At 47.8% G+C, this 26677-nt stretch carries 21 protein-coding genes; 5 read left to right on the forward strand and 16 right to left on the reverse strand.

Translation table 11 applies throughout. The annotated features are described in order from the left end of the window. Positions 1-8: 8 nt before the first annotated feature. The 4 genes from QUB10_RS01050 to QUB10_RS01065 form a co-directional block, all read right to left on the reverse strand. Complete coding sequence (locus tag QUB10_RS01050; protein WP_333198697.1) at positions 9-953, reverse strand: GDP-L-fucose synthase; 945 nt, start codon at positions 951-953, stop codon at positions 9-11. Between the two features lie 408 nt (positions 954-1361). Then, the gene (gmd, locus tag QUB10_RS01055; RefSeq protein ID WP_333054667.1) at positions 1362-2393 is read right to left on the reverse strand and encodes a GDP-mannose 4,6-dehydratase; all 1032 of its coding nucleotides are present in this window, start codon (positions 2391-2393) and stop codon (positions 1362-1364) included. 445 nt (positions 2394-2838) lie between these two features. Then, positions 2839-3570: a sugar transferase gene (locus tag QUB10_RS01060; protein WP_333076234.1), complete on the reverse strand. Its 732-nt coding sequence runs from the start codon at positions 3568-3570 to the stop codon at positions 2839-2841. Positions 3571-3937: 367 nt separating this feature from the next. Further along, positions 3938-5104 carry a glycosyltransferase gene (locus tag QUB10_RS01065; RefSeq protein ID WP_333198700.1) on the reverse strand — a complete coding sequence of 389 codons (1167 nt, stop codon included), beginning with the start codon at positions 5102-5104 and terminating at the stop codon, positions 3938-3940. A 429-nt stretch (positions 5105-5533) separates the two neighbouring features. Here QUB10_RS01065 and QUB10_RS01070 point away from each other — a divergent pair, with 429 nt between their 5' ends. Next, positions 5534-7624, forward strand: a complete 2091-nt coding sequence (locus QUB10_RS01070; RefSeq protein WP_333198988.1) for an iron uptake porin — start codon at positions 5534-5536, stop codon at positions 7622-7624. A 572-nt stretch (positions 7625-8196) separates the two neighbouring features. Here QUB10_RS01070 and QUB10_RS01075 read toward each other — a convergent pair. Then, positions 8197-9996 carry an NFACT RNA binding domain-containing protein gene (locus QUB10_RS01075; RefSeq protein WP_333198990.1) on the reverse strand — a complete coding sequence of 600 codons (1800 nt, stop codon included), beginning with the start codon at positions 9994-9996 and terminating at the stop codon, positions 8197-8199. Positions 9997-10594: 598 nt separating this feature from the next. After that, entirely contained in the window at positions 10595-12148 is a 1554-nt protein-coding gene (locus QUB10_RS01080; RefSeq protein WP_333198993.1) for an NAD(P)/FAD-dependent oxidoreductase, read from the reverse strand. A 309-nt stretch (positions 12149-12457) separates the two neighbouring features. Between QUB10_RS01080 and QUB10_RS01085 the strand changes: the two genes are divergently transcribed. Next, on the forward strand, positions 12458-13045 hold the full coding sequence (locus QUB10_RS01085) for a hypothetical protein (RefSeq protein WP_333153093.1): 588 nt from the start codon (positions 12458-12460) through the stop codon (positions 13043-13045). 365 nt (positions 13046-13410) lie between these two features. On the opposite strand, the gene QUB10_RS01090 is transcribed toward QUB10_RS01085, so the two are convergent. Next, positions 13411-13893, reverse strand: coding sequence for a hypothetical protein (locus QUB10_RS01090; protein WP_333198702.1), 483 nt, complete (start codon positions 13891-13893; stop codon positions 13411-13413). A gap of 213 nt (positions 13894-14106) precedes the next feature. Between QUB10_RS01090 and QUB10_RS01095 the strand changes: the two genes are divergently transcribed. Beyond that, positions 14107-14292 (forward strand): ribbon-helix-helix domain-containing protein, encoded by a 186-nt coding sequence (locus QUB10_RS01095; RefSeq protein ID WP_333190835.1) that lies wholly within the window; start codon positions 14107-14109, stop codon positions 14290-14292. A gap of 310 nt (positions 14293-14602) precedes the next feature. Here QUB10_RS01095 and QUB10_RS01100 read toward each other — a convergent pair whose 3' ends face one another. The 6 genes from QUB10_RS01100 to metK all read right to left on the reverse strand — a co-directional run bounded on the left by QUB10_RS01100 (position 14603) and on the right by metK (position 22316). Next, the gene (locus QUB10_RS01100) at positions 14603-16567 is read right to left on the reverse strand and encodes a HAMP domain-containing sensor histidine kinase (RefSeq protein WP_333198704.1); all 1965 of its coding nucleotides are present in this window, start codon (positions 16565-16567) and stop codon (positions 14603-14605) included. 180 nt (positions 16568-16747) lie between these two features. Then, positions 16748-17146 carry a hypothetical protein gene (locus tag QUB10_RS01105; protein ID WP_333198706.1) on the reverse strand — a complete coding sequence of 133 codons (399 nt, stop codon included), beginning with the start codon at positions 17144-17146 and terminating at the stop codon, positions 16748-16750. A 156-nt stretch (positions 17147-17302) separates the two neighbouring features. Beyond that, positions 17303-19219, reverse strand: a complete 1917-nt coding sequence (locus tag QUB10_RS01110) for a HEAT repeat domain-containing protein (RefSeq protein WP_333198708.1) — start codon at positions 19217-19219, stop codon at positions 17303-17305. Positions 19220-19370: 151 nt separating this feature from the next. Further along, positions 19371-19550: a hypothetical protein gene (locus tag QUB10_RS01115; protein WP_333198710.1), complete on the reverse strand. Its 180-nt coding sequence runs from the start codon at positions 19548-19550 to the stop codon at positions 19371-19373. A gap of 126 nt (positions 19551-19676) precedes the next feature. Beyond that, positions 19677-20849 carry a family 10 glycosylhydrolase gene (locus QUB10_RS01120; RefSeq protein ID WP_333198713.1) on the reverse strand — a complete coding sequence of 391 codons (1173 nt, stop codon included), beginning with the start codon at positions 20847-20849 and terminating at the stop codon, positions 19677-19679. A gap of 204 nt (positions 20850-21053) precedes the next feature. Further along, the gene (gene metK, locus QUB10_RS01125) at positions 21054-22316 is read right to left on the reverse strand and encodes a methionine adenosyltransferase (RefSeq protein ID WP_333198715.1); all 1263 of its coding nucleotides are present in this window, start codon (positions 22314-22316) and stop codon (positions 21054-21056) included. Positions 22317-22618: 302 nt separating this feature from the next. Here metK and QUB10_RS01130 point away from each other — a divergent pair, with 302 nt between their 5' ends. Then, positions 22619-22789, forward strand: coding sequence for a hypothetical protein (locus QUB10_RS01130; protein WP_333198717.1), 171 nt, complete (start codon positions 22619-22621; stop codon positions 22787-22789). Between the two features lie 151 nt (positions 22790-22940). On the opposite strand, the gene QUB10_RS01135 is transcribed toward QUB10_RS01130, so the two are convergent. Continuing rightward, positions 22941-23288, reverse strand: coding sequence for a rhodanese-like domain-containing protein (locus tag QUB10_RS01135; protein WP_333198719.1), 348 nt, complete (start codon positions 23286-23288; stop codon positions 22941-22943). A gap of 205 nt (positions 23289-23493) precedes the next feature. Then, a complete protein-coding gene (locus QUB10_RS01140) occupies positions 23494-24123 on the reverse strand; it encodes a hypothetical protein (protein WP_333198721.1) in 630 nt (209 codons plus the stop codon). Between the two features lie 197 nt (positions 24124-24320). Here QUB10_RS01140 and rpsD point away from each other — a divergent pair, with 197 nt between their 5' ends. Beyond that, positions 24321-24929: a 30S ribosomal protein S4 gene (rpsD, locus tag QUB10_RS01145; protein ID WP_172190738.1), complete on the forward strand. Its 609-nt coding sequence runs from the start codon at positions 24321-24323 to the stop codon at positions 24927-24929. A gap of 378 nt (positions 24930-25307) precedes the next feature. Here rpsD and QUB10_RS01150 read toward each other — a convergent pair whose 3' ends face one another. Then, positions 25308-26510 carry a catalase gene (locus tag QUB10_RS01150; protein WP_333198723.1) on the reverse strand — a complete coding sequence of 401 codons (1203 nt, stop codon included), beginning with the start codon at positions 26508-26510 and terminating at the stop codon, positions 25308-25310. Between the last annotated feature and the right edge of the window lie 167 nt (positions 26511-26677).

The raw sequence follows: 26677 nt of genomic DNA on the forward strand, positions 1-26677 counted from the left end.
TTCCACACTCAAACTGCGTGTTTTCGATACCAATCAATGGTATTTTTCAACCCATCCTTAAACTTCACCTCCGCAACAAAACCAAACTTTTCCTTAGCCCTTTCCGTATCCAAACAGCGGCGCGGCTGACCGTTCGGTTTGTCTGTTTCCCAAACAATTTCTCCCTCAAATCCCATCAATTCGCAAATCGTTTCCACTAAATCGCGAATTTTAACTTCGCTATTCGTTCCCAAATTAACCGGGTCAGATTCACTGTAATCTTGGGTTGCCATCACAATTCCCCGCGCGGCATCTGTAGAATACAAAAACTCGCGGCTGGGGCTGCCGTCGCCCCAAACTGGCAGTGTTTTGTCTCCCCTTTCTTGCGCTTCGTGGACTTTGCGAATTAATGCGGGGATAACGTGGGAACTTTTTGGGTCAAAGTTATCTTCTGGGCCATACAAATTTACTGGTAGCAAGTAGATACCGTTGAATCCGTATTGCTGGCGGTAGGATTGCAGTTGCACTAATAAGGCTTTTTTGGCAATTCCGTAAGGTGCGTTAGTTACCTCTGGATAGCCGTTCCACAGGTCATCTTCTTTGAAAGGAACTGGGGTCAAGTTGGGATAAGCGCAAATCGTGCCGACGCAGACAAATTTTTCGACTCCTGCTTCGTAGGCGGCGTGGATTAGTTGCGCGCCCATCATCAAATTGTCGTAAAATAATTCAGCGGGTTTGACTAGGTTTAAGCCGATGCCGCCGACGTGGGCGGCGAGGTGAATGATGATATCTTGTTGGTCGGCGGCGCGCTTGCAGTTTTCCATAACGCGGAGGTCGCAGTCGCGCGATCGACTTACAGAAATTTTATCAGCATCGGCCCCTGCTTTCACTAGCTGGTCGATTACCTGACGGCCCAAGAAACCGGCGCCGCCCGTGACTAGAATGCGTTTGCTGCTTACATCCAAGCTTGTCATAATTTTAGCCTCGGGATTTTGAATAAAGGTCGATCGACAATTTCAATTCTAAAATTGTTGCTTTAGCAAAAAAAGCTTTCAGCTACAGGATGAGGTTGCCCACAAATTTGTTTTAGCTGCTGCAGATAGGGACAATTTGCGCCGTGCACACCCGAAAGTTAGATATAGGGGCCGCGAGTCCTCAACTATCATTTTAATGTTTTTTTTAGCCCGCACAGCCGAAAATTTTGCGAGCAATTAAGCTGGTTCTTTGAATGCCGATCGCGCTACGCTAATACCTGTAACAATCCTCCGATCAGTTGTGAAGTGTGTGCAGGGGCTATCCCCCGGTGCGCGCCTTTCGCCAAAGGGGTAGACACGGGGCCCTACCCCTACAAATTGTTCCCACTGACGGCTTGGTTTAGCGACTTAATCAAATCCGTTGCCCGAACCTCGACCTTGCTCCTCTAAAGCTTTCATGTCAGCATCTACCATTAAATGCACTAACTCCTGAAAAGTTACAGAAGGTTCCCAATTTAATTGCTGGCGCGCCTTAGTCGAATCGCCTATCAACAGTTCGACTTCTGCCGGCCGCAAGTAGCGTTCGTCAAACTCCACATATTTTTGCCAATCTAAATTGACGTAAGTAAAAGCCAAATCGAGAAATTCCTTAATGGAATGGGTCTCGTTGGTAGCAATGACATAATCGTCAGGTTTGTCTTGTTGCAGCATCAGCCACATCGCCCGCACGTAGTCTTTAGCATAGCCCCAGTCCCGCTTAGAATCGAGATTGCCCAAGTAAATCTTTTTCTGCTTGCCGGCGACTATTCTGGCCACGGCGCGAGTAATTTTGCGAGTTACAAAAGTTTCGCCACGGCGCGGAGATTCGTGATTGAACAAGATGCCATTGCAGGCAAAAAGTCCGTAAGATTCGCGATAATTTATTGTTTGCCAGTGCCCGTAAACTTTGGCGCAGGCGTAAGGACTTCTGGGATAAAAAGGAGTTGTTTCCTTCTGCGGAACTTCCTGCACCAAACCAAACATTTCCGAAGAACCTGCTTGATAGAACCGCACTTCTATGCCGGTGCGGTGCTGATAGTCCCGAATTGCTTCTAGCAGCCGCAATACTCCCATCCCTACTGTGTCAACCGTATATTCCGGCGAGTCAAAACTGACTCGAACGTGAGATTGAGCGCCTAAGTTATAAATTTCTACCGGCTGAACTTCTTCCAATATCCGGCGGAGAGTGGTGCCGTCCGTCAAGTCGCCGTAGTGTAAAAACAGGCGCGCACCCTCGCTGTGAGGATCGACATAGATGTGGTCAATTCGATCGGTATTGAAACTAGAACTGCGCCGGATAATGCCGTGAACTTCATATCCTTTTTCTAACAGTAATTCGCTCAAGTAGGAGCCGTCTTGACCTGTAATACCTGTTATTAGCGCTCGCTTACGTTGGGTCATCTGATTTTCCTTTGACAGGCTGTGTTAATTCACAATAAATTTTTTGGCAGAGGCTGTTGCTCCCTGCCGGTCGTATTCTCAAACTGCTTTATAAAACTTACTCAAACTTAACTTTAGTTACCTAAAGCTAGTTGAAGTTTACTTCCTACGCTGTTGGGTAGTGGGCTATCCCAAGATAAGTAGGCTATCCCCCTTAAGCCAAAGGTTATAGAGTTAAGTTTAACACCTAAACCTAAAGTAGTCTATCTAGAAGAACTGATCTTTCTCGATGAATAAGAGGTAGGTTTATTTAACTATTTTCCCCTTTAGTTAAGCTCACAATTCTGCGATCGGCATCCAGGAACTGTTTAGTTTTGACAAAGAGTTTGTCGCTGATTGTCAGTAGTCAGCATCAGTGGTCAGTAACAAATAAAACTAACTACCGATTGCTGACTGCGGACAAAAATTAGTATGCGCCGTTATTTTTGGGAAAAATCACAACTCCAATTGTTTTGAAAACAATCCACATATCCATCCAAAGGTTTTTGTCATTTGCGTAATAGAGGTCGATTTGGACTCGGCGGGGATAGGGAATGTCGTTGCGACCAGACACTTGCCACAAGCCTGTAATTCCAGGTCTTATGGTGAGAATTTTGTTGATGTGACTGCCGTATCTCGGCAGTTCTTCTTCAACTAAAGGTCTCGGTCCGACGACACTCATATCTCCTTTTAAAACATTCCAAAACTGGGGAAACTCGTCTAAACTGGTCATTCGTAAAAATCTTCCAATCCAGGTAATTCGAGGGTCTTGTTTCAGCTTGAAATTGTCCTCAAACTCTTGACGCAAATGCGGAGAATTTTCCATGATTTCCAGCAATATATCGTCCGCATTTTCCACCATCGTTCTGAATTTCAGGCAATAAAACCTTTTACGGTTTTTGCCTACTCGTTCCTGTACGTAAAAAATAGGGCCGGGCGAGCTTAAGGCGATTAAGAAAGCCAAAAGCAGGTAAACCGGAGCAAACAGGATCAGAACCGATAAGGAAAACAGGATGTCAAATAACCGCTTGAAAAGTTCTCCGTCGAGGCTCTGTAGAGAACGACTTATGCGTCTATCTCCTTGCAGGACAGACCCAAAACCGCGTCTTGCGATCGCTCGAATTACCTTGCCGGAGATTAGTTGGCTGTCGGCAGTCATCTTACTCCTTCACTTCACACCACACACAGTCCTGATCATAAAGCCTCAAGACGCTTTGTTCTCTCAATTATGTTGCCAATACTCAATTTTCTGCCTTCAGAAGGCTTCAAAAGGCAGAAGGAAGTAGGAAGAGGGCTTCTGGCGGCAGAAGGAAGAAGGCACAAGGCACTGATGTAGAGGTCTTCTGAAGGCACTTATAGCCTTTCGAGCTCTCATATGAGGTACTATCCGGCATAGGGCTCCGTGGGCATAGGGCATAGGGTTCCGTGGGCATAGGGCATAGGGCATAGGGCATACCTCACTTTTTTGAGAACCGCTATATACAAAGGCAGAAGGAAGATTCTCCCGTTATCGGGATCTGGTACTCTCAAGCCCCTGACTGGGTAAAATCACGGGATTGAAATTCCTGATAGCAGCGTTCAACAAAAGCTAGATAGCGCTGCCCAAAGACTTCGGGGGCAAACTGTTCAGCGCGCAACCTGCTGATTTCTGGCTCAAATTTGCCTTGCAACTGCTCAAATTCCTCGACAGCTTCGACTAATGCTGCTGCGGTTTGCGAGGAAAAAAATAAACCAGTCCCTGTCTCTGGGTGTTGGCGAATGTCGAGCACTGTCTCCAAAGCGCCCCCTGCTGCATAGGAAATTACCGGTGTTCCGCAAGCTTGAGCCTCTACCAAAGCTATGCCAAAATCTTCGCAAGCTGCATAGACAAAGGCTTTCGCCTCTGCCATGTACTTTTCAACTATGGAGGCGGGCTGCCAGCCGAGCACTTGCACGTTGGGTTTGGCGAGAAGCCGAATCATTTCTAATTCTGGCCCGGTGCCGATGACAATGAGAGTATGCCCTAGTTGATTGAATGCTTGGACGATCGCACTTACGTTTTTGTAACTTACCAACCGACAAACGGTGACGTAAAAGTCTTGTTTTTGCCGCATCAAGGAAAATCGCTCGATATTTACCGGGGGATAAATCACCTGGGCCCGCCGCCGATAGCATCGCCAAATTCGGCGCGCAGTGTGTTGAGAGTTAGCGATGAAATAATCAACGCGATTGGCGGAAATTACGTCCCACTGCCGCAGTCGATGCAACAAATATCGCGTCAGCAGACCCTGGATGCCCCGTCCGGCTTTGCTGCTACGCAAATAGTCAAAAGTTAAGTCCCAAGCGTAGCGCATGGGCGTGTGGCAGTAGCAGACGTGCATTTGCTGGGGACTGCTGAGGATGCCTTTGGCGACGGCATGGGATGATGAGAGGATGATGTCGTATTCTCGCAGATCTAGTTGTTCGATCGCGATCGGCAGAAATGGCAAATATTTTTGGACGCCGCTGCGGGCCTTGGGAAAGTGCTGCAAAAATGTTGTGCCAATCTGTCGCCCGAAAAGATAGCTTTCGGGATTGGCTGATTCAAAGTCGATGAGGGCATAGACATCTGCCTCGTCTACGTGTTTGAGGATTTCCTGTACTACGAGTTCTGAACCGCCAGTAGCTAAGGGCGTCAACCATTCGTGAACTAGGGCGTATTTGAGTTTTTTCACTTGTATTTGTAGCCGATCGAACGATGTGTTAGCGCCAGTTCTGTCAATATTAATCTTACTGAGGGATCACTTACGCAATATCGGGGCATCAACCAGGTTTCTAGGTAGGTATCTTTAAACTGAGATGTTGCACCATTCTCAATTATTTGTTTAGGAACAGGCTTTTCGGCCTGTTCCACAAAGAGTGAATTTTCTTGTGGAACAGGCCGAAAAGCCTGTTAAGCGAGAATGGTGCTCTTCGGTGAGTCAAACCAAGGATTTTGGGAATAAACGGGGTTTTTGTCAAATCAACCACAGCAAAACTGCACTCTTCGGCAGTGATTTCCCCGATTGTTGACAAGAAATACTATTAGGCGGAATACTAAAGGTGATTTGCGATCGGCTAAATCTTCGGAACGGGCGATCGGCTCAATGTGGTGTGAGGAAAAAATGTCCAAATTTTTGTGGAAGGGACTTTTAGTTAGTCCCGCTGTATTGGCAGCAAGTTTAGTCGTATCTGCGACGGCGCTAGCAGCAGAGCAACCTTTAGAAATTGCCACGGCAGCTCAAGCTGATAAATTGCAATTAGCAGGTGCTGCAACCGAGGCAGCCAAGTCTGAGACCGCAAAGCCTGAGACAGCCGAACCAGCCTCACTAGCTAGCAAATCGACTGTTGATACTATTGAGAAAGAAAGTGCGAACCTCTACGAGGGCTTCACTAACGATTTGATTGCGCCAGTTGCCGAACAAGCAAAAGCACCGGAAGTTGCAGCAGCAGATTTAGGCGAAACCAAACCCGCAGTAGCGCCCGCAAATTTAAGTGCCGAACAACCTGTCGCGGAGCAAATCCCCGCAGTCGCGCCCGCAAACTTAAGCGAAACGCAACCCGCCGCTGCACCGGCTAATTTAAACGCGGAAAAATCCGTCGCACAGCCCGCTCAGATTTCGCAATCCACTGATTCAAGTGCCCAACCTCAAGCACAGTCTAATGTTTTAGAACAACTCAACCAATACAGCGCCGAAGACAGTAGCAGCCAAGATGCGGCCGGCCAAGTAACCTCAGTTTCTCAACTTTCCGACGTTCGACCAACCGATTGGGCATTCCAAGCTTTGCAATCCCTAGTAGAGCGCTACGGGTGCATAGCTGGCTATCCTGACGGCACTTTTCGTGGCAACCGGGCGATGACTCGCTACGAGTTTGCAGCGGGTTTAAATGCGTGTTTGGATAAAGTTAGCGAGCTGATTCAAGGCGGTTCCAGAAATCTGGCGACGCGAGAAGATTTGGCTTCTGTGCAAAGGTTGCAAGAAGAATTTGCGGCGGAATTGGCAACTTTGCGCGGCCGCGTCGATGCTTTGGAAGCGCGCGCCTCTGAATTAGAAGCAAATCAGTTTTCAACTACGACTAAACTCAACGGCGAAGTGATATTTGGTTTGGCGGGTATCGCCAGGGGAGATGATGCCGAGGGCCGCGAAGCTGATAAAACCACGGCTTTTGGCAGCAGGGTTCGTATCAATTTTGACACGAGTTTTTCTGGAGAAGATTTGCTCAGAACTCGACTGCAAGTTTTGAATCTGGGTGCGTTTTCTACTAATAATACGAAAACTGCTGAAGGGGAATTGCGGTTTAATGTCGGGCCTTTTGGCGAGGCTAACAATATAGTAGCTTTAGATGCGCTGCTTTACCAATTCCCTATCGGCAAAAGCACTACTGTAATTCTAGAAGCCAACGCCGGCGCTGCTGACGATTTTACCAACACTGTCAACCCTTACTTTGACGGAGACGGCAGCTACGGCGCTCTTTCTAACTTCGGTACTCGCAACCCAATTTACTATTTGCTTGGTGGTTCTGGCATCGCTCTGCGGCATCAGTTTGGGGAAAAACTGGAGCTGAGTTTGGGATATTTGGCCGGCAATGCTGCCAACCCGACGCGGGGAAATGGTTTGTTTAATGGTTCTTACGGCGGTTTGGCTCAGTTGACTTTTACACCGAGCGACAGCATTGCTTTAGGTTTAACTTACGTTAATTCCTACAACTTAATTACCAATACCGGCAGCAATGCTTCTAATTTTCCGCAGCGTCTCGGTTCCTTCGGGTTCGACAGCGATACCACTCTCCCGATTTCTAGCAATTCCTACGGCGCGCAAGCTTCGTGGCAGTTGAATCGGAGATTTGCAATTGGCGGTTGGGCGGGTTACACCAACCAGCGCATTTTATCCAACTTGGCTACTCCTACGGGTTCTGTGCAGCGGGGGGATCAAAAAGTCTGGAACTGGGCAGTTACTTTGGCTTTTCCCGATTTGTTGAAAGAAGGAAATGTGGCGGGGATTTTGGTAGGTATGGAGCCGCAGGTGACGAATTCTACTAATCGGACTTTGCCGGAAGATAAGGATACTTCGCTGCACGTAGAAGGTTTTTATCAGTTTAAGTTGAGCGATAATATTTCTATCACTCCTGGTCTGATTTGGCTGACTGCTCCTGACCACAATAAGAATAATTCTGATTTGGTGATTGGGGTTGTCAGAACGACGTTTACTTTCTAGGAGCAGCCCACACCGATTTTAGATTTTAGATTTTAGATTTTAGATTGGCAGTTTTAATCTAAAGTCTAAAATCGCCAATCTAAAATTGTCCGAGCTGGGGTTTAATGTTTAAACAGAAACGACCAGCTTTAGCTAAAGCTGGTCTGCACAAATAGTTAAATCCGTTGTGTTCCCACAGTGTTTTTCTCACAGTGAGGAAACCCAAGTTGCACGTTTCTTTGCAAAGGGTTCTCAAACAAATATCATCTCTCTTAAGTGGTATTTTAACAACAAAATTTAATTTTTTGTAATAATACTTTACATTACAGACGAATATAAATTCTGATATCGTTTCCGGTTGCATCGGAATGATTTAACCGCAGAGGGCGCAGAGAACGCAGAGGGAGAGAATACAGAGATGAATAATTCCGATGCTACCGGATTTGATATTAGGGGGCGATCGCACTCTCGGTCACTTTGTATAATCTAACCCGGCTTCAAAAACCCGGTTTCTTGCTAGGTTTATCGCTACCAAACCTGTAATTTTGCCTAAAAACGCCGATCAACCCTATTACTCACTCACTTTATATAAATCAAGCCGGAGCTTGCTGCGGTCTACCCCAGACAATTCGCTCCTGCTTGTATACAACCATACCCGGTTTAGCACCTTTCGGCTTGTATACATATTTCGGTTCTGTATAAACCACGGGGACTTGTTCGCTGTGGCGGGCGCGACTGTAGTAAGCAGTCATGTCAGCGGCAAATTGCAAATCGGTTTCTTCAGCCACAGTACCGGGTTTGAGACGCAGCAAAGCGTGGCTTCCGGGAATCTCTAGGGTGTGGAACCACAAGTCGTAGTCGTTGGCGGTGCGAAAAGTGAGTTGGTCATTTTGGCGATTGTTGCGCCCGATTAATAATTCAAAGCCGCTGGGGGTTTGGTAGCGGTGAAATTCGATCGCAGCATTTTTGTCCGTACTGCGGTAATCTGGTACGTCTAGATATTTTTGCTGGATTAGTTCTTCGCGGATTTCGGCGAGGGTTTGCAAATCTTGGGTGTTGCGGTAGGTTTCCAATACCGAAAGTGCGACTTCAACTTGTTCTAAATAGTCGATTTCTTCCTGTACGGCGGCTAACAAAGGTTCTACTGCAATGCGGGCTCTTTTAAGTTTTTGGTGTTTTTTGTAGAGGGCTTGAGCATTTTGAACGGCGTTTTTTTCCGGGTTTAGGGAAATGATAACTGGTTTTTCGGTTTCAAAGTCGGGGAGAGAAATCGATTTCATTCCCGGTTCCCAATGCTGCAAATTTGCCATCAGCAAGTCGGCTTGGGATTTGTGGGTGTCGGCGTCTGCGGATTGCTGCAAGCGTTCTTTAAATGTGTTGGCTTTGAGGCGCAGTTTTGCTAGGACGTTGTTGAGTTTTTGGGTAAGCTGATGCCGCAGTTGGGCGAATACTTCTTGATTGATTTCGCCTGTGTAGTAGCTGTTAAGTATTTCTTGAACCGAAGAAGGAAGTTCGGCAACGGATTCTGTAACGGATTTAACGGATGTCAGGAAGGAGGAATCAGAGGGCTGGCACGACACCGCTCCTACATTTTCTGGTGTCGGCCAATCGATGACGGTGTAGCCTTCGGGGGTAAAACTCGGGTGAAATTTGGAGTTTTCTAGGCATTGCAGCCAGTATAGCCAGCGCTGGAATAGTTGCTGCCATTCGTCGGGATTGAGGCTGTCGGTGGATTGTTCGGGGTCTAAAGAAGCCGATCGAATCATTGACAAAACTAAGGCTTTACTCATCCCTCGGTAATTCTTCAACAGATTGCCCTTTAATTGCCCAGGAACCAGGCTAATTCGTGATTGCCAGCGGTTTTGAGATTCGCTCAGACTCGGCACTGCATCGGTCAAAGACGGGGGCATTTCGTAGGGTTGCCCGGTTTGGATGGGACGGACGGTGGACTGTTTGGCGCTGACTTGGTGGGCGCAGGTGACAACGAGGTTGTCTTGGGCGGTGAGGATGACGTTGCTGTACTTGCCCATGATTTCGGCGTACAAGTGCCAGAGGGCCGGTTCGCCGGGGCGTTTGGCGAATTGCAAGTCGATGACTCTTTCCCAGGATGAAACAGGGGCGATGGAAACTAAGGCTAAACCGCTGAGTTGGTGCCGCAGTTGTTCGCTGAAGGTGAAGGTGTCGGGAATGCGGGGCGGGGGGTCGCCGACGCAGATGCGGGCGGCCACAGGATGCCAGGAAAGGTCAATCCAGCCGCGCCCTTTCATGGTGCGGAGGGCTAGGGACACGGTAAATCGATCGCGCTGGTAGACTTGTTCTAAGCGCGCTGGCAGCCATTGGGCTCGCAGTTCGCTGCAAGCTGCGGTTAAAGTTGTAAAGTCTACGGGTTGCACGGTGGCCTCTTTGCGATCGAAGTATCTATTTCTATGCTGACAGATATCGGTCACATTTTACTAACTATAGCCTTTCTCAGTAACATGAGGTGCAGGCTTGATAAGCGGGCATAGGGCATAGGGCATAGGGCATAGGGCATACCTGACTTTATTGAGAACTGCTGTATATACAATTATTGTTTGCTATTGCTTCGCGTCCTTCGCTAGGAAAGCGCTTCAATAATTCCGTTAACAAATAATCTCAATTCCGGTTGCATTGGAATGATTAAACCGCAGAGAACACAGAGAACGCAGAGTCAGAGAACAGAGAGATGAATACAGGACGATGAAGGGCGGATTTGATATAACAAATAACTAATAAACATCTCCTAAAAAGCAGGTTTTGAACAGGCACGATGCCTGTTCCACAATAATTATGGGAGATGTCTAATAATATCAATTCCGGCTGCGCCGAAATGATATCATTAGTCATTAGTCATTAGTCATTAGTCATTAGTCATTAGTCCTCAGTGAACAGTCCTCAGTGAACAGTCCTCAGTGAACAGTCAACAGTCAACAGTCAACAAGCATTCCGGTGCAACCGGAATCGATATAACAACTAACTAATAACTTCCCGAATCAATTGCAAATGTTTGTCCAAAGGTGCGATCGTATTGGCTGCGATCGCACCGCTAGCAGCAACAGCCGGCAAACCAATTCCCGGAAACGTCGAATCTCCGCAGCAAAACAGCCCCGCTAAAGGCGTTGTCGGGCCGGGAAACAAGCCGCTACCCGCCCGAATTCCGGGCCCGTAGGAACCGCGATGGCGGCGCAAAAACCGTTCGTGGGTTAGGGGTGTCCCAACTAAGGTGACTTCGCAGCGCGATCGAATATTGGGGATAATTCTCTCTAAGGCTTCCCACATTACCTCGGCGCGCGCTTGTTTTTGCAGCTTGTACTCTTCGCTGGTTCTATCGAGCTTTTGCCACAAATCGTAAGGCTCGTTTCCGGGGGTATATGCGTGAATGACGTGCTTTCCCGGAGGCGCGAGGTGGGGGTCGAGGAGGGAGGGAATCGAGACGAGAACGACGTTCTGAGGGGCCCAAACGCCCATTTCCCAGTCTTTGACGAAGATGTAGTGACAAGCCAAGTCCGATCGCACTCCGGCAGCATCAATTCCCAGATGCAGGTGCATGAAGCTGTCGCACTCGGGCGTGGCCTGCCTCTGTTGCCGAAACCTTTGCGGGACTGAGGTTTCAGGTAACAGTTTCAGGGTATCCCAAACGGAAGCGTTGGAGACGACGGCTTTGTGCGATCGAATAATTTTGCCCGATCGCAGCCGCACGCCTGCAGCCCGGTTGTTTTCCACCAAAACCTCTGCAACGTGGGAATTTAGCAGCAACTGCCCTCCGTGGCGCTCTAAACCGCGTACCAGGGCATTTACCAAAGCTGCACTACCGCCGATCGGATAGTCCAAAACTGCATTGGGGCGATACCAGTCGGCGAACATGAAAGCGACTTCGGCTGCGATCGTTCCGTCTGCGGGAAGTCCAGACAGCAGGAAACACAACAAATTCAGCCAATTTCGGACAAACGGATCTTTGACATTTTTGTCCATAATTTTGCTGAAAGGGCCTGCAAGTGCGATCGCGTCGCCAGCACTTTGCAGGAAAGCCGGCGCAAATTTGCCGAGGCTAAAAACAGCGCCCAAATCGAAGCGCAAAGCCAGGGAGGGCAAGGCTATGGCAGCTTTGGCGTAGGGTTCCATGATGCGCTGGAGTTGCTGCCATTCGGCGACTGCTTCGGCGCCGCGCAGTCGTGCGAGCACTTCGCCAAATTGACTCGCACCAACGGATGTGTCGAAATCGCCTTCTGGCAAACAGCAACCCCAGGTATCGTAGGTGATGCAGGGGAGTTTTTCGCCGATCGCATCCAAAACTTGCCGCAGCGGATTGGCAGACGGGCTGTAGGATAATCCTGAGTACAGGGAGGGCCCGGAGTCGAAGCTAAATCCGCCGCGTTCAAAACCGTGTGCGGCCCCGCCCGCGATCGAATGGCTTTCGCAAACCACAACCTCAAAGCCATAGCGGGCAAGCATTGCAGCGCAAGTCAAGCCGCCAATCCCGCTGCCGATGATGATGATTTCTGTGTCTGTGGGCGCGATCGCAACCATGTTTTTCTCCGCTACTTCAGCTAATATTATCAATGTCTTGCAGCTTTAGGACTTAGGCATTTAACTGTAGGCTCGATCGCCCCTAGCCCCCCAAAACACAAGGGGGGGACAAGAAGCAAGCAGTTGACTGTAGGCTCGATCCCCCCTAGCCCCCCTTAATAAGGGGGGGACAAGAAGCAGTCAAAGTCCTTGTTAAAAATGGCGGGTTCAGAAGGATTCAAAGTCAACCCCTACTCCCCTTCTTAAGGGGGATTTAGGGGGATCTAGACTCAGCTACTACCCTTAAAATACAAATCTGTATATTATTAAATGGAAAATATATCTATTCTCGAACAAGCTGCCCAATCTAATTCTAAACCATCTCCCGACGCTGTAGTCGCCGCCCTCCTAGAATCTGAGAAAAACGCGAAAAAAAATAAAATTCGCTATTTTTTCGAGCAATTAATCGGCAACTGGCAACTCTGCTTTATCACTGGCACAAAAAAGACTCGACAAAAAGCGGGGATTGTGTTGGGTGCGGGACGTTACATCCCTCAGTGGATTGCGAAAATTCAAATTGCTTATTCGGCAGAACCTGTTGCTGAAGGGGAAGCGGATAGCGAAATCGGCAGGGTGGAGAATTCGGTGCAAGTTGGGGCGATCAAACTAACTCTTTCCGGGCCGACTAAGTTTTTGGTTAATAAAAATATTTTAGCTTTTGATTTTACCAGAATTACGGTGAAATTGTTGGGTAAAACTGTGTATCAAGGATTTATTCGCGGTGGAGAAGCGCGGGAGGCGGAATTTTTTAGTTTGAGTGTGGGGAAGCAGGCTTTTTTTGCATATTTTCTGGTAGAAGATGGGATAATTGCGGCTAGGGGAAGGGGCGGCGGCTTGGCTTTGTGGGGGAGAGTTTAGGTGAAAATGTGCGATCGGGAAACAACAGTATTTATTGGTGTCAAGTTATCTGTAAATCTCGTTTGTATCGAACTGTATATCCCCCTACATCATCAGGGCTGTTTCATTCTCTCGATGCCCGCCAGGGGTTGAAACCCCTGTCTCATAGCTGAAGTCGTCTGAAGACGACTGAAAGAGTCATTTGTCATTTATAGTCCTCATAGCGAGGACTTTTGCTATGAGGCTGGGGTTAAAACCCCGACGGAGTTAATGCGGAGTCGCTACAATTGTCACCGTCATTTGTGTTTATTAGACATCGCAAGAATTGCCAGTCTTGAACAGGCTTTCCGGCCTGTTCCACAATGATTATTGGAGAGGTTTATTGATTAGGTGCGATCGCACACAACTTCAAACACACCCCCTGGAATAAACCGACACAAAGCCCTCCGCCGATCGTCCGCATCTTGGCGATTGACAAAACGCGCGATCGTATAGTGCTCAGCATTCGGCAAAATGCGGACGATCGCCCAAGAAGTGCGATCGCCCTGCTTGGACTTTTCAGGTGTTTTCCCTCGCGAATTTGAGTTGAGTTCGATCGCGGGGCGATCGGCGATCGTCGGAGAATTTGCTTTTCTGAGAGTGTTGAGGTAGCGGGCGATCGTACTTCCTTTGAGATTCGCCCCGACGCGCAGAATCAGAAACACCGCAAAGCTTTCGATCTCTGGCCCAGTCATGCGCGCGCGATCGGCCTCAAAATCCTCATCCGAGTAGCTGCGGATACCCGACAGCAGTTGCGTGATGCCAAAATCATTCAAAGCTTGTTGATAGCCGCGGTTATATTCGCTGCCGTCGCTCACAGGCTTTACCATAGTAGTTGTCTCCTTTTATGTGGATTGTCTCCTTGTATTTGGGGAACCATCAGCCAGCGCGGGCCCGACGAAAGTTCAGCGCTGGCTTTTGACTTTTTGAAAGTATAGCATAGATATAGCACACATAAATGCTTTAAATGAGCCAAACTCGACAGGATGGTCTAGATACAGCACAATTACGATCGGCTTATACTAAAAAATAATGAATCTCTGATGACCAAACGCTTAGCGACCTATTTAGCCGATGGAATCTATGACATCCTTGAAGAGTGGGCAAGTCAAGAACGCCGTTCAGTCAGCAGCTTGTCAGCATTCATTTTGGAGCAAGCAGCCAGAGAACACCAAAAGGAAATGAAACAACAGCCCCCGCCATCGGATGAGAAGCAGGAGAAAAGTTGAGTGGACGCATTAAAGCCGAAGAAACCGGGTTTTTTGCGGTTTTTGCGGGCTGTAACGAAGTATTTGGCAAAAAAACCCGGTTTCTGACCACCCGTGCGTCCACTATATGAAATTTATCGGCATAGACTGAGGTTGGAGCTCAGCAGCCAGCGGTTTGTGCTGTTTGAAGTGGCAAAATAACCAATTAGAATTAATAGAGTGCGATCGCCCCCACTGACAAGACTAAAGCATTTGGACATAAAGCCAGAGGTTTGAAACATACATTTTCGCCCCTCTGCCTACCCCCTAAATCTCTCGCCCAAAAATCACATCACCCGTTTCCTGTCGGTATCCGCACAGTGAAAATAGACCCTTTTCCCTCTTCGCTTTCTACCAAAATTTCTCCGCCCATCATCTGACAGTAGTAGCGACTAAGTGTCAGCCCCAATCCAGCGCCGTCGTAAGGTCGCGCCGCTGAAGAGTCAGCTTGCACAAAAGCTTCAAACAATTTGTGTTGTTGTTCTTCCGACATTCCAATTCCGGTATCTTTAACCGATAAACAAATCCAATCGGAGTCTTGAACATTCGGCAGGGGACAAGCGATCGCGCCAGAAGGAATTTCATCGGCAGCCATTGAATCGTCAATCACCGATCGCCCTGCTGCATTCAATTTTCCACTTCCTGCAATGCGCTTCACAGTCACTTTCACCCTACCATTTTTGGTGAACTTCGCAGCATTACTAAGCAGATGTATCAAAACCTGGCGCACTTTTTTGAAATCTGCGTGCATTAAGCCCACAGTTCGATCGCACTCAATCTCCAAAACATTGCCATTTTTCTCTACCAACGGTTTCGCGGCACTCGCAACATTGTCAATCAGGGATTCGATGTCAAACTCCTGGATTTCGAGTTTCATACCCCCCGCTTCAATTTTTGACAAATCAAGGATATCGTTAATCAAAGATAGCAGATGCGCGCCTGCTTTTTCAATCTTCTGCAAGTCTGGTATAAACTCATCAAATCCCGCATCCTGGGCATCTTCTGAAAGTAGTTGACTGTAGCCGATAATCGCATTTAAAGGCGTCCGCAATTCGTGGCTCATAGTTGCTAAAAACTGGCTTTTAGCAGTGTTAGCGGTGACGGCGGCTTCCTTAGCTTGTTCTAATTCTTTTGTATGTCCCGAAACCCGCTCGATTAGGTGATTGAGAGAGGCCGCCAGAGAGCCGATTTCGCCTTGTCCGGTGACGGGTGCTCGCAAGTCAAAATTAGACTCAGCAGCTACTTGTTGGGCCACCTGAGTAACGCTGATCACAGGTTTGGCGATCGCCCGACTCGTCCGGTAAGCCACCATTCCAGCCACCACTACCGACAGCAGCATACTAATAATAATTATGGCTTTTTCCATGCCTTGGGCGTCTTCCATCACTTCACCACCTTGGCCCTCTTGCCGCTGGGCAATCTCAAGGATTTTGCTCAATTCCTCAAGGCTGCTGTTGAGCTGTTTTACACCTTCTCCGCTTTCGATTGCGAGCAATTTTCTCGCCGACTCTATCTCCAGAGGCGATAGTTGGGATTGCTGGATTTCCTGCAAAGTTGACTTGAGAGTATCGGCGTAGGATTGTAATTTTTTCGTGCAATCTTGCACTAAAAACTTGATAACTTCCGGTTTTGCTGCCAGCCAAGCGGGTTGGCTGTCGGCAAAATTTTCTATACGCAACTGCAGATTTTTGGCCTGAGAAATACTCTTAACCAACTGCTCTTCTTGCTGTTTTAGCTTGACCGCATTATCTACAAAAGAATCTAGCTGTGAACCCTGCAATTGGGCCGTCAGGGTTGCCTCTTTAAAATTGCCGAGCAATTGCGCTTGTAGGTGAGCATCATTGAATTGCTTTAATCCTTGTCCTTGGTAGTAATCGGCAATTACCAGTCCACTCAGCGAGCCAAAAAAGCCGATTCCTATTGCCAGCAAATACCCGTAGCCAATTTTTTGATGGATAGGCAAACCGCCTATTTTAGATGGCAAACTTTCGCGGATTTTTAAGGATAATTTTTCTACCAAATTATCCTTTGCTTTTTTTTTATTTACGGTTTCTACAGAAGCCACTTCTTCGGCAATAAAAACTGGCATCTGTTTACCTAAATTGGTATTTGTTGGGTTAACCTTTCGCGTTTTCACGTTTTTTTTCGGCGGGTTAAATGGTTCTAATTCGGGATTCAATTCCCCCTGGTCTTCCCAAACGGCAACCGAAAAACTTGCTTCGTGTCCTGTTTTTTTTAGCAAGTTAATTTTTGACATATGCAACCCCTGTATTCTGTTAAAATCTATCACGCTCTTAAGTTCTCCAAACGGAAAAGCTTGTCTATTTGACCGTAAACATCTGCGAAAAAGCATCTGAAACTCTGGTCGAGTCAGAGGAGAAACTTAAATTCGGTTGATGTCTAAGAGATAATTAGGCTGTTGATGAATGTTGCCAAATTACTTTTTCGACTCGTAAAAGTCTGCAGCAGGCAAAAAAAATAAAACTTTATCCCCGCAGTGAATTATCCCCGCGTGGAATGTTACAGGCAGAAAATTCTCTCTGACCTGTTTTGCCTGTGAGTAGCCCAAAGCTGATATTGTCTGTTGACAATGCACCCGATTCCTTCGCTTTGGACTTTGGCTGCCAGCAATGCGACGATTGCTTGACGGTTTTTGTTGAGCATCCGACAACTTCTTAGCACAGAATGTCACAAATGCGGCAGCCGATCGAACTTTTGCACCCTGGCGATCGACTTTTGGCATCGTTGCCCCGCAAAGACAAGTCTGAGGCGAAGTCTCGTTAATTGAGTATAACTGTAGCGGCTTGCGAAAAGAAACCCGGTTTCTGCGAGTCAATCGATTTTAGATTTTAGATTTTAGATTTTAGAATTGAAGCATTGACCCGACGGATAAATTCGGGGGCTTGTTTCTCGGATACAGGTTTTTTATTTCACCGGTCCTGAGTCTGCTTTCGGAATGAATCACGTGGCGGGTATCCTGGATGCTTGATTGTCAATTTTTGGCAATTGCGAGTTCTGGAGTTACGGTAGTCAATTCGATCGCCAGTGCTAGCTTACCGTCTCTACCCAAAGCTTCATCGGCCAAGTGCACCATCCAGCGATTCGGCTTGGCTTGGGGTCTGGCGGCGAGCACCAACGCCCAAGCTTCCCGTTCTTTGCCACGACCCAACAGCGCAGCACACACAGTCAAAGCTGTGGCCGTTGAACGGCTGATTCCACTTTGGCAGCAGATCAGCAAACTGCCTCCCTCAGACGATATTTTAAGGGCGAAATCAATAATTTTCAGTACATCCTCAAGGGTAGGCAAGATTTGATCGGGGTCGTCAACGGGGGTGTCGAGGTCGTTAAACTCCAGACACATTCGGTTCTGGATTTGATCAAAAGTTTTGGGTTCCGGCACACCCGGACTGCCGATCGAGATCAGGTATTTAATCTCGCGCCATGCAGCGCGATCGACAATGTATTCGCTGGCTTCTACTTCCGAAGCAATCAGGATTTTCGGCAGTTTTTCACCCGATAAATCTGCAGAGACTGAGGGAGCAAAATCAACTGTTTCTGCCTCAGTGCTGACATCCGCCAAATATTGGGCAGCCAGCGCACGAACGTCAGCAAATTCGGGATTTAAAGCTGTTTCCAGAGCAACAATAGCAGCCGTGGAGCCAATGTGACCGAGGGATTTAACAGCCTTTTGGCGCACTCCAGAATTTTCGTCCCCCAGCAGCCGCACCAAACCTGCCACAGCTTCCTCAGTCCCAATTTCCCCTAAAGCAGCAGCAACTCTCCACCGCACATAAGATTCGCTGTCGCCAATAGCGCTCGCCAGTCCCGCGACCACCATTTTTGGCAATTTCGCATCTCCCTCTGTATTGATGTTCCCAAGGGCAACCGCCGCCCTGCCGCGCACGAAAATATCTCGATCCGAGAGCGACCCGATTACCGCCACCATAGCCACCTCGCTGCTGATTTCCCCCAACGCAGAAACTGCACTGCCGCGCACGTCTGAGTCGTCATGCTTGAGGGCTTGCACCAACCCCGCCACAGCCGTTTCCGTGCCGATTTGTCCCAAGGCCTCGGCGGCCCTCAAAGAAACTGCATAGGAGTCGGGATCATCGTGAAGCAATTCTACTAAGCCGGGTACTGCCTCAGAATCGCCGATTTTCCCCAAAGCCGCCGCCGCCCTAGCGCGGACGATGTGATTTTCGTCTCTGAGGGCATTCAGCAGGCCGGGAACTACCTCAGAGACTCCGATTTTCCCGCAGTTGACTGCTGCCCGCCAGCGCACTTCGGAGTCTGGGTGTTTGAGGGCTTTCAGCAGCGCGGGGACGGCTATTTTCGGGTTAATTTTGCCCAAGGCCCAAACAGCCCAGGCGCGCACCTTGGAATCTGGGTGTTTGACGGCTTTGAGCAGTGCTACGGCGGCTGGTTTCGAGTCAATTTCTCCTAAAGCCCAAGCAGCCCAAGCTTGGATTTGGGAATCTTTGGATTCGAGCGATCGGGCTAATTCAATTACTGCTGCTTCGGAGCCGATTTTCCCGATCGCCCGCATCCCCTCCAGGCGCACTGCACTTTCTTTGTGGTTCAATGCAGCCACCAGTATCGGAATTGCCATATCCGAACTTGTGAGGGCCAGCAGTTGAATTTTGAGTAGGGGCGAAGTGGGGATTTTGTCGATTAATTTTATTGTGGCTATTTGAAATTCTGGCTTTACCGTTCCTGCTAGCTTTGAGCCGAGTTTTAAATTTACTTTTAGAGCTAATTTTACTGCCCGCAACGCCAGACTTTGCTGTTCTACTTGCGGCAATATAGTCGCCAAGGTGTGCATCCCTTGTTTTTGTTTCAAATATTTTTGATGGAATTGAGCATCGCTGAGTTCGGGTAGCTGTTGGATGAGGCTTGCTGCTGATGTCACTGATTTATCCTAATATTGTGGCGAGCGGTTGAGATTGCTCTTTTAAACTGTCTTTAAAAAATATGCCGTCTACAAAACGCTACTTCTAAAAAAAAGCTTGCACCACTTCTAAAATATGTCTTATTCCACTATTTTTGCAACTCCCCAATTATTAATTATGGGGTTTGTTTGGGCGATCGGCTTGACAATGAGTAGCGCTTGCTGCTTGGCATTGCTGGGTTTTGAGATAGCCTAGCTCTGCTATATCATTTATACTCACATCTTGCACCATTGTCAGCAACAGGCAAGATGCCTGTTCCACAAGAAATTTCACTCTTTGTGGAACAGGCATCTTGCCTGTTCATAAAAGCTTATTGAGAATGATGCCACATCTTATTTTATACCAACTTGGTTTTAAATAGCGATCGGCGCGGTTGACTGCAGCCAACCGGAAACAGCTTGATTGCGGGACAATCTCTCAACGAGCATAGGGCCCTTTTTTCAAAACCTTAGCCAAAGCGTTATCGTTATCTCGCAAACCTTCGTAAAAAAACATCACTTCTCCTTGAATGCCGCAAGAGCGGTTGTAAGCAATTACTTGCAACAACAGTTCGGGAGTTATGCTATATTTGCTGCCTCGATTCGTCAACAAAATACCGGGTGACACGCACTTTACTTGCTGCCCGCTAAGCTGTCCACCCATCATTTTATCGACCAATTGTTTGTAAGCATTAAAATCGCGGCGATAAAACTGCGGGTGAAGCAGATCCACCAAATTTTTGTCAACCCAAGCTTTAGAATCTTGCAAATATTCCACCAGTCCCCAGTCATAAGGACTCGGCGACATCGATAGCAATAAATCAGGATTAATCGCTTTCACTTCTCGGTATAAACGAGCCACAAACTCAGTAATAATATTAGCACGCCACTGCAGCCAATGTGGCTCTTTACAATCCGACGGTGCTGCTTTACCGCACTCTTCTCGATAACGTTTAACCGTTTTTTCGTCGTAACCGCCTTCTACCGGAAACGCAATGCGATCGTCTCCTTGAACGCCGTTTACCGGATAATTCTTAGCAACTTCCAGCATTAACCCCAGCACAAAGTCTTGCACTTCCGGGTCAAGAGAATTCATCCAGTCAAAGTTATTTTTCTTAAGTAAATTGCCGCTGGCATCACGGGCGATCCACTCAGGTTTTTTCGCCAGCAAATGACCGCCCTTGCGATTGTAAGAACTCACAAATCCGTATTCAAACCAAGGAATAACTTTGAGTCCGGCTCTATTTGCCTCAACAATTAATTCTGCCAAGGGGTCGCGACCTCGATACCGCGCGTCAATTTCCGCCCCAAATTGTTCGCACATAATTTGAGAAGGATAAGCCGTAAAACCCCCGTTCCAAACTACAGGAAAAACTGTATTAAATCCCGTATCGGCGAGAAAGTCCATTGCGTCAGCAATTCGCTGTTTTGAGGTGAGAACTTTGCAGTCTGTGCTGGGTATCCAAACGCCGCGAATTCCACCAGGATTGTCAGCCGCTAACGAACTTGGCAGCCCTGATGGATTTGGTGCAGAAAATCCAGTCGCCAACCGCTGTTGGAACGAAGAGACCAAACTGCGAATTGCAGATTGGAAAGGTGTGAAAAATCGCATTTATTTATTCTTTTTTTGTTGTAAGGTGCGGAGTACGCACGCTACGTTATTAATTTGTAGAACCCGATATTATTTATGGATAAGGTGCGCCGAAGCACCGCCTATATTATTTTTGAATAAGGTGCGGAGTACGCACCCTATATTGATTGGTAGCACCCAATATTATTTATGGATAAGGGGCGCCGTACACGCCCCAAAATTGTACTATCCAGCTACTCCCGACAACTTCTGGCTCAAAGCTTCTTTCAAAAGTTCCGCCTTATCAGTTTCCTCCCAAGGCAAATCTAAATCAGTGCGTCCGAAGTGACCGTAAGCCGCCACATCTTGATAGAAACGGCCGCCTCTTTCAGCAGGCAAATTCTGCAAGTTAAATGCCTGAATGATTCCCGCAGGACGCAGTTCAAAATGCTGCTTCACAACTTCCAAAAGGCGATCGTCATCAACTTTCCCAGTGCCAAAAGTTTCGATCATCATGCTAACAGGCCGCGCAACGCCGATCGCATAACTCAACTGCACTTCGCACTTTTGGGCCAAACCAGCCGCTACGATATTTTTAGCAACGTAGCGACAAGCATAAGCCGCGCTGCGGTCTACCTTGGTGGGGTCTTTCCCTGAAAAAGCGCCACCGCCGTGGCGGGAATAGCCGCCGTAGGTATCCACAATAATTTTGCGGCCCGTCAAACCCGAATCTCCTTGAGGCCCGCCGACCACAAATTTGCCGGTGGGGTTGACAAGGAAGCGAGTTTCTGCATCCGGCTGCACGCTAATATCGGCAAACACGGGTTGGACGACTGCAGTCCAAAGGTCTTCTTTGATCTTGGCTTGAACTGCGGCTGTGTCTGTGATGTCGCCGATCGTTTCGGTGTGCTGGGTAGAAATTAAAATCGTATCTATGCCAACAGGTTTGCCGTCCTCATAGATGACTGTAACTTGGCTTTTGCCGTCGGGACGCAGGTAAGATAACTGACCGGTTTTGCGGACTGCTGCCAGTTGACGGCAAATCCGGTGCGCTAAACTAATCGGCAGAGGCATCAATTCCGGCGTTTCGTTGCAAGCAAAGCCGAACATCAAGCCTTGGTCGCCGGCTCCAATGGCGTCTAATTCCTCTTCACTCGATTGTTCCCGGCTTTCGTGGGCTGTATTCACCCCTTGAGCAATATCGGGAGACTGAGAATCAAGAGCTACCAACACTGAGCAACTATTGGCAGAAAACCCGTTGTCAGCGTGGATGTAGCCAATATCGGCTATTTTTTTCCGGGCTAATTCTATGTAATTTACCTGAGCTTTAGTGGTAATTTCGCCCGTCAGCAGCATTAAGCCGGTGTTGACGACTACTTCGGCTGCGACGCGGCTTTTGGGGTCTTCAGTCAGTAAGGCATCTAAAATCGTATCGGAAATTTGATCGCAGATTTTATCGGGATGACCTTCAGTGACCGATTCAGAGGTAAACAGGTAGCGACGTGACAATGATTATTTCTCCTTAAATAGGGGCTCTTCCTGCGCGACCTCGACGACCGACGAGTTATTTTTCAGGTAAAGGCCAAGAAAGATCGCGTCTGGGCTACCGTCGAATTTTTGTCGGTCTGCAGAGCCGTTTTGAAGCAGGGTTTGAGATTGGGTAAAGTGACACTACTATAGCAAAGTCAGTTCCGGGAAGTCCCTAAAAACTTAGATTTTGTAGGATTGTCGATCGATCTTGGACACCGCTCGTCTACCCCCTAACCTGACAAAGGTAAGATACAGTCAGGGTATCGCCTTGTGCAAGGACTATGGCAGAACTCCAAAAATCACCAAACTTGATAATCCAAACAGTTGCCGACCTAGAATTTCCCGGCGGCCCCATACCGCTTGACTCTCGATTTGGCGTTGCTGATTTATGGTATGAAAGGCTAAATATGCAAGTCATAGAAACCAGTATCTACAAAGCTTTGGGATTTTAACTTATTTTTCCTACCCTGATTAAGCAACGCCAAATTTTCGATTTGCTGGTGTTAATTAGCTAATTCCGGGGAAATATAATTCGTTTCTACACATACAAAGTCCGCCCGCGCGGACTCTGAAGAAAACGATAGTTAAGAACTGGATTTGATGTTAATAGCGGGGGACGGTTCGATCGACCACCATTGAGTAAGCATCGATACCGCCAACGATATTTTTAACGTTGGTAAATCCTCGATCGGTCAACCACTGGCACATTTGAGCCGATCGCACTCCGTGATGGCACAGAACTAGGGTTTCTGTATCGCGATCTAGTCTAGCGTCAATTTCACCAGACCATTCGGCAAACTCGCTCAACGGAAAAGCTACAAATCCCGGCAGCGCCGCGAGTTCAATTTCGTAAGGTTCCCGCACGTCTACAAGCTGCAATTTCTCAGCATTGGTTGCTGCTAATTGGCGACCTAATTCTTCGACTGTAATTTGAGCAAAAATTTCTGACATTTGATTAGGAAAAAGTAGTCATTAGTCATATCATGTCCGGTCGAGCGACCGCGATTTTTGTAGGGGCCCGTGAGCCAACAATACCTGCCAATAATGGACAATCTCAAAAACCCGCCCCGACCAGGATATTATTGTTAATCGATCGGACATTAGTCAACAGTCAACAGTCAACAGTCAACCGTTAACAGTCAACAGTTAACAGTGATTAATTGAGGGGCGCAGGCGGTGGAATTAGCTCCACAGGAGGGGTAGGTGCAGGACGCCCGTCCAACTGGCTCACGCTGCCGCTGGGGTCAAGACAAGTGGCGATTAACCGGTCAGTAGGAAAATCGAGCCGGCCGCTCAAACCGACTACGCATTCAGCAAACTGTTGTGGCAATAAACTGCGGCGGCATCCATCGAGCACTAACAGGGGAGCTGCTGGTTGAGTTCGACTTTTGCCGTTAATATTCACTACGCAAGTAGCCAATTCGTTGGGACGCCTCACCCGCCTACAGCTAGAGAGCGCTTCGACACCAGGAATATTGGTTTTGCGGTTGATTTGGAGAGCGCATTTAGATATGTCGCGGGGGCGGAGCGCGTCAGCACAAGCGGCGGCGGCGACCTCTGCTCCCACTCCGGCTTCGATTAGTTCCAGGGCGCAGACGCGATAGGGATTCCTAGAGCGAGGGATTCTAATAGTGATGGCTGATGCTGGTGAGATTGGCAGTGCTGTTGCCAACAAACCGAGTGCTGCTAGCTGCGTGCCGAGAGCTAATATCCAGCGCGCGGTAGGGTTTGAGCCTGTCGGTGCTGGCTTTGGGGAAGAAGTACGGGAGAAATTGCGGTTGTGCATGGCAGATCGAGTAGTGAGTTTTTTTGGCTGATTGGGGTGATCGAGCGATCGGCTTTTCCTTCAGAATTTACCGCACATTATGGATCGCCCTCCGGTCGATCGTTTTTTTATCGATCTTTGTTGGAATTTTGACCGTTACCAACATATAATATAGAGTCTGCATAAATATTGCATACAGATATTAGAGAGGAAAATAAATGTCTCGATATCGAGGCCCCCGATTGAGAATCGTCCGTCGCCTGAAAGAGTTGCCGGGTCTAACCCGCAAAACCCCCAGACGAGATTATCCGCCTGGACAGCACGGTCAAAACCGCAAAAAGCTCTCTGAGTATGCGGTTCGCTTGCAAGAAAAGCAAAAACTCCGTTTCAATTACGGTGTGACGGAACGCCAATTGCTCCGTTACGTCCGCAAAGCCCGCCGTGTCACGGGCTCCACAGGTCAAGTGTTACTGCAATTTTTGGAAATGCGCTTGGACAATACTGTGTTTCGGATGGGAATGGCTCCAACCATTCCGTCCGCTAGACAATTGGTAAATCACGGTCACATAACTGTCAATGACCGTGAAGTCAATATCGCCAGCTATCAGTGCAAGCCTGGTGATGTGGTTGCTGTGAAAAATAGAGAGCGCTCTCGCACAATGGTAGAAGCTAATCTCAAAGACCCAGGCTTGGCTCACTTGCCGAATCACTTGGAATTTGATAAGCAAAAACTGGTTGGCAAAGTTAATGGCGTTATCGAACGCGAGTGGATTGCTCTACAGATTAACGAACTGCTAGTGGTGGAATACTACTCACGGCAAGCTTAATTTATTAGTCATCAGTCGTTGGTCATTAGTCATCAGTTGGTTGCTAGCAGAATAATTAATAATTGGGTACGAACCCAGTTATTGATTAATTGCTACTGAATAATGAGGACTAAGGACTGAGGACTAAGAATTCATCATTTTTAACACTCCCACCCCCTAAAAAGGGATGGGATTTTTTGAAGGTTTCGCTTGTTAACTTCTTTTATATCGTTTCCGGTTGCATCGGAATGATTTAACCGCAGAGGGCGCAGAGAACGCAGAGGGAGAGAATACAGAGATGAATACAGGACGATGCTACCGGATTTGATATTAGTTGCCATTTGCTCAGACGACACCTGCCTGATGGCTTAAATGATTTCCCAGCCCCAAATTATTCCCTTAAAAAGTTTCTTCTCCTGTGGGTTCTTGGTGGACAAGACCTCGCTTTTGAAGGCGATAATTCGCTACAACGGGGTAAACAACACCGCGTATCCGATTGATCGCACCTACTGGACGATGAACTGCTAAGCCGTTCCAGGGAGAATATCTCAGGTTTTCGTTGAAATCAGATTGTTTTTCATAATCAATAATCTGATGCTTGACGGTGAGACGACCTACTCTCAAGAAGGGTGATTCCTTTTCCTTCCAGACATTGATGCCATCGTCGATCGGCATTTTTAGGCTGGTTTGGAACTGAATGCCAAAATCCCAACAGTATTGAGCGTCAGGTTTCGCCAAGGCTTGAATGAGATCATCCCGGTAATAATTGTCTGGTTGATTGGGATCTAAACCCAAGGCTTTAGCGCGATCGACAAAGGGAATTTTAGGAATTCCCGGTCGAGATTGTTCTGGAATTATCTCGTGCGGTGGTTCGCATGAAACCGGAGTAAACCCATACTTAATTACAGCCGGATATTCGACAGGAACTACACCAGGCTTAGAGGGATCGAAATCGGGATTTAGACCCAAAGCAGAGGGTGAACCGCTCCAATATTTGGCTGTTAGCAAACTCTTCGGAGTCCGGCTACCCGTAAGCGTTGACACAGCTAAAAAGTGTCTGGGATGTCGGATTAGCCACTTTTTCAATGTCTCTGGTGATTCAACCAGAGCAGAAAAAAAGCCGTAGTAGTCTTTGATGGTTTGGCTCACAAATATCTCTGAATTGTGAACAATGATGTCCTGGGTTTTTGACTCGTGGCTTTGCGCCAGTCGTTCCCCTTCCACCCCCATCACTTTCAGTGAGATTGAGCGCGAATCTTTTTGGTAATCAGGGTATACTTTGGTAGCCCCGTTAGCAAATCGCAACCAAACAGGATATTCTTTGGGTTTTGCTAGCAAACCTTGCTTAAGGGAAATCCCATTTAGTTGCGAAGAAGTTAACGAAGCGCGTTTGCCCAATTCCCGTTTAATCGCTTCCTCATCAAAGTCAAAAATTTCCAGAGTTCCTTTAACGCAAGCATGAGTTTTGGCGTGAGTATCTCGCAGCGCCCGCTCCTTATTGCCGTAAAGATTATCCATCCGAAGCTTGGCCTGCTCAACCAAAAGATCGTAATATTTGCGTTCGTCTTGTTCGGGATATTCGGTAAATAACTTCTTCTTCATAACATAACCTTCGGTTAATCGCTAAAAAAGGCTCTACACAAACCGTTGCATCTGTTAAACACTATAACTGCTGGTGCAATTGCTCCCGAATTGCCGTAGCCGATCGCTTGCGAAAATATCGCCTTTTTCTTCCAATACGGTTCAGTTAAGCCTGATCCCCCCTAGCC

The sequence above is a fragment of the Microcoleus sp. B5-D4 genome (assembly GCF_036705145.1).
In the GTDB taxonomy this organism is placed as follows: Bacteria; Cyanobacteriota; Cyanobacteriia; order Cyanobacteriales; family Microcoleaceae; genus Microcoleus.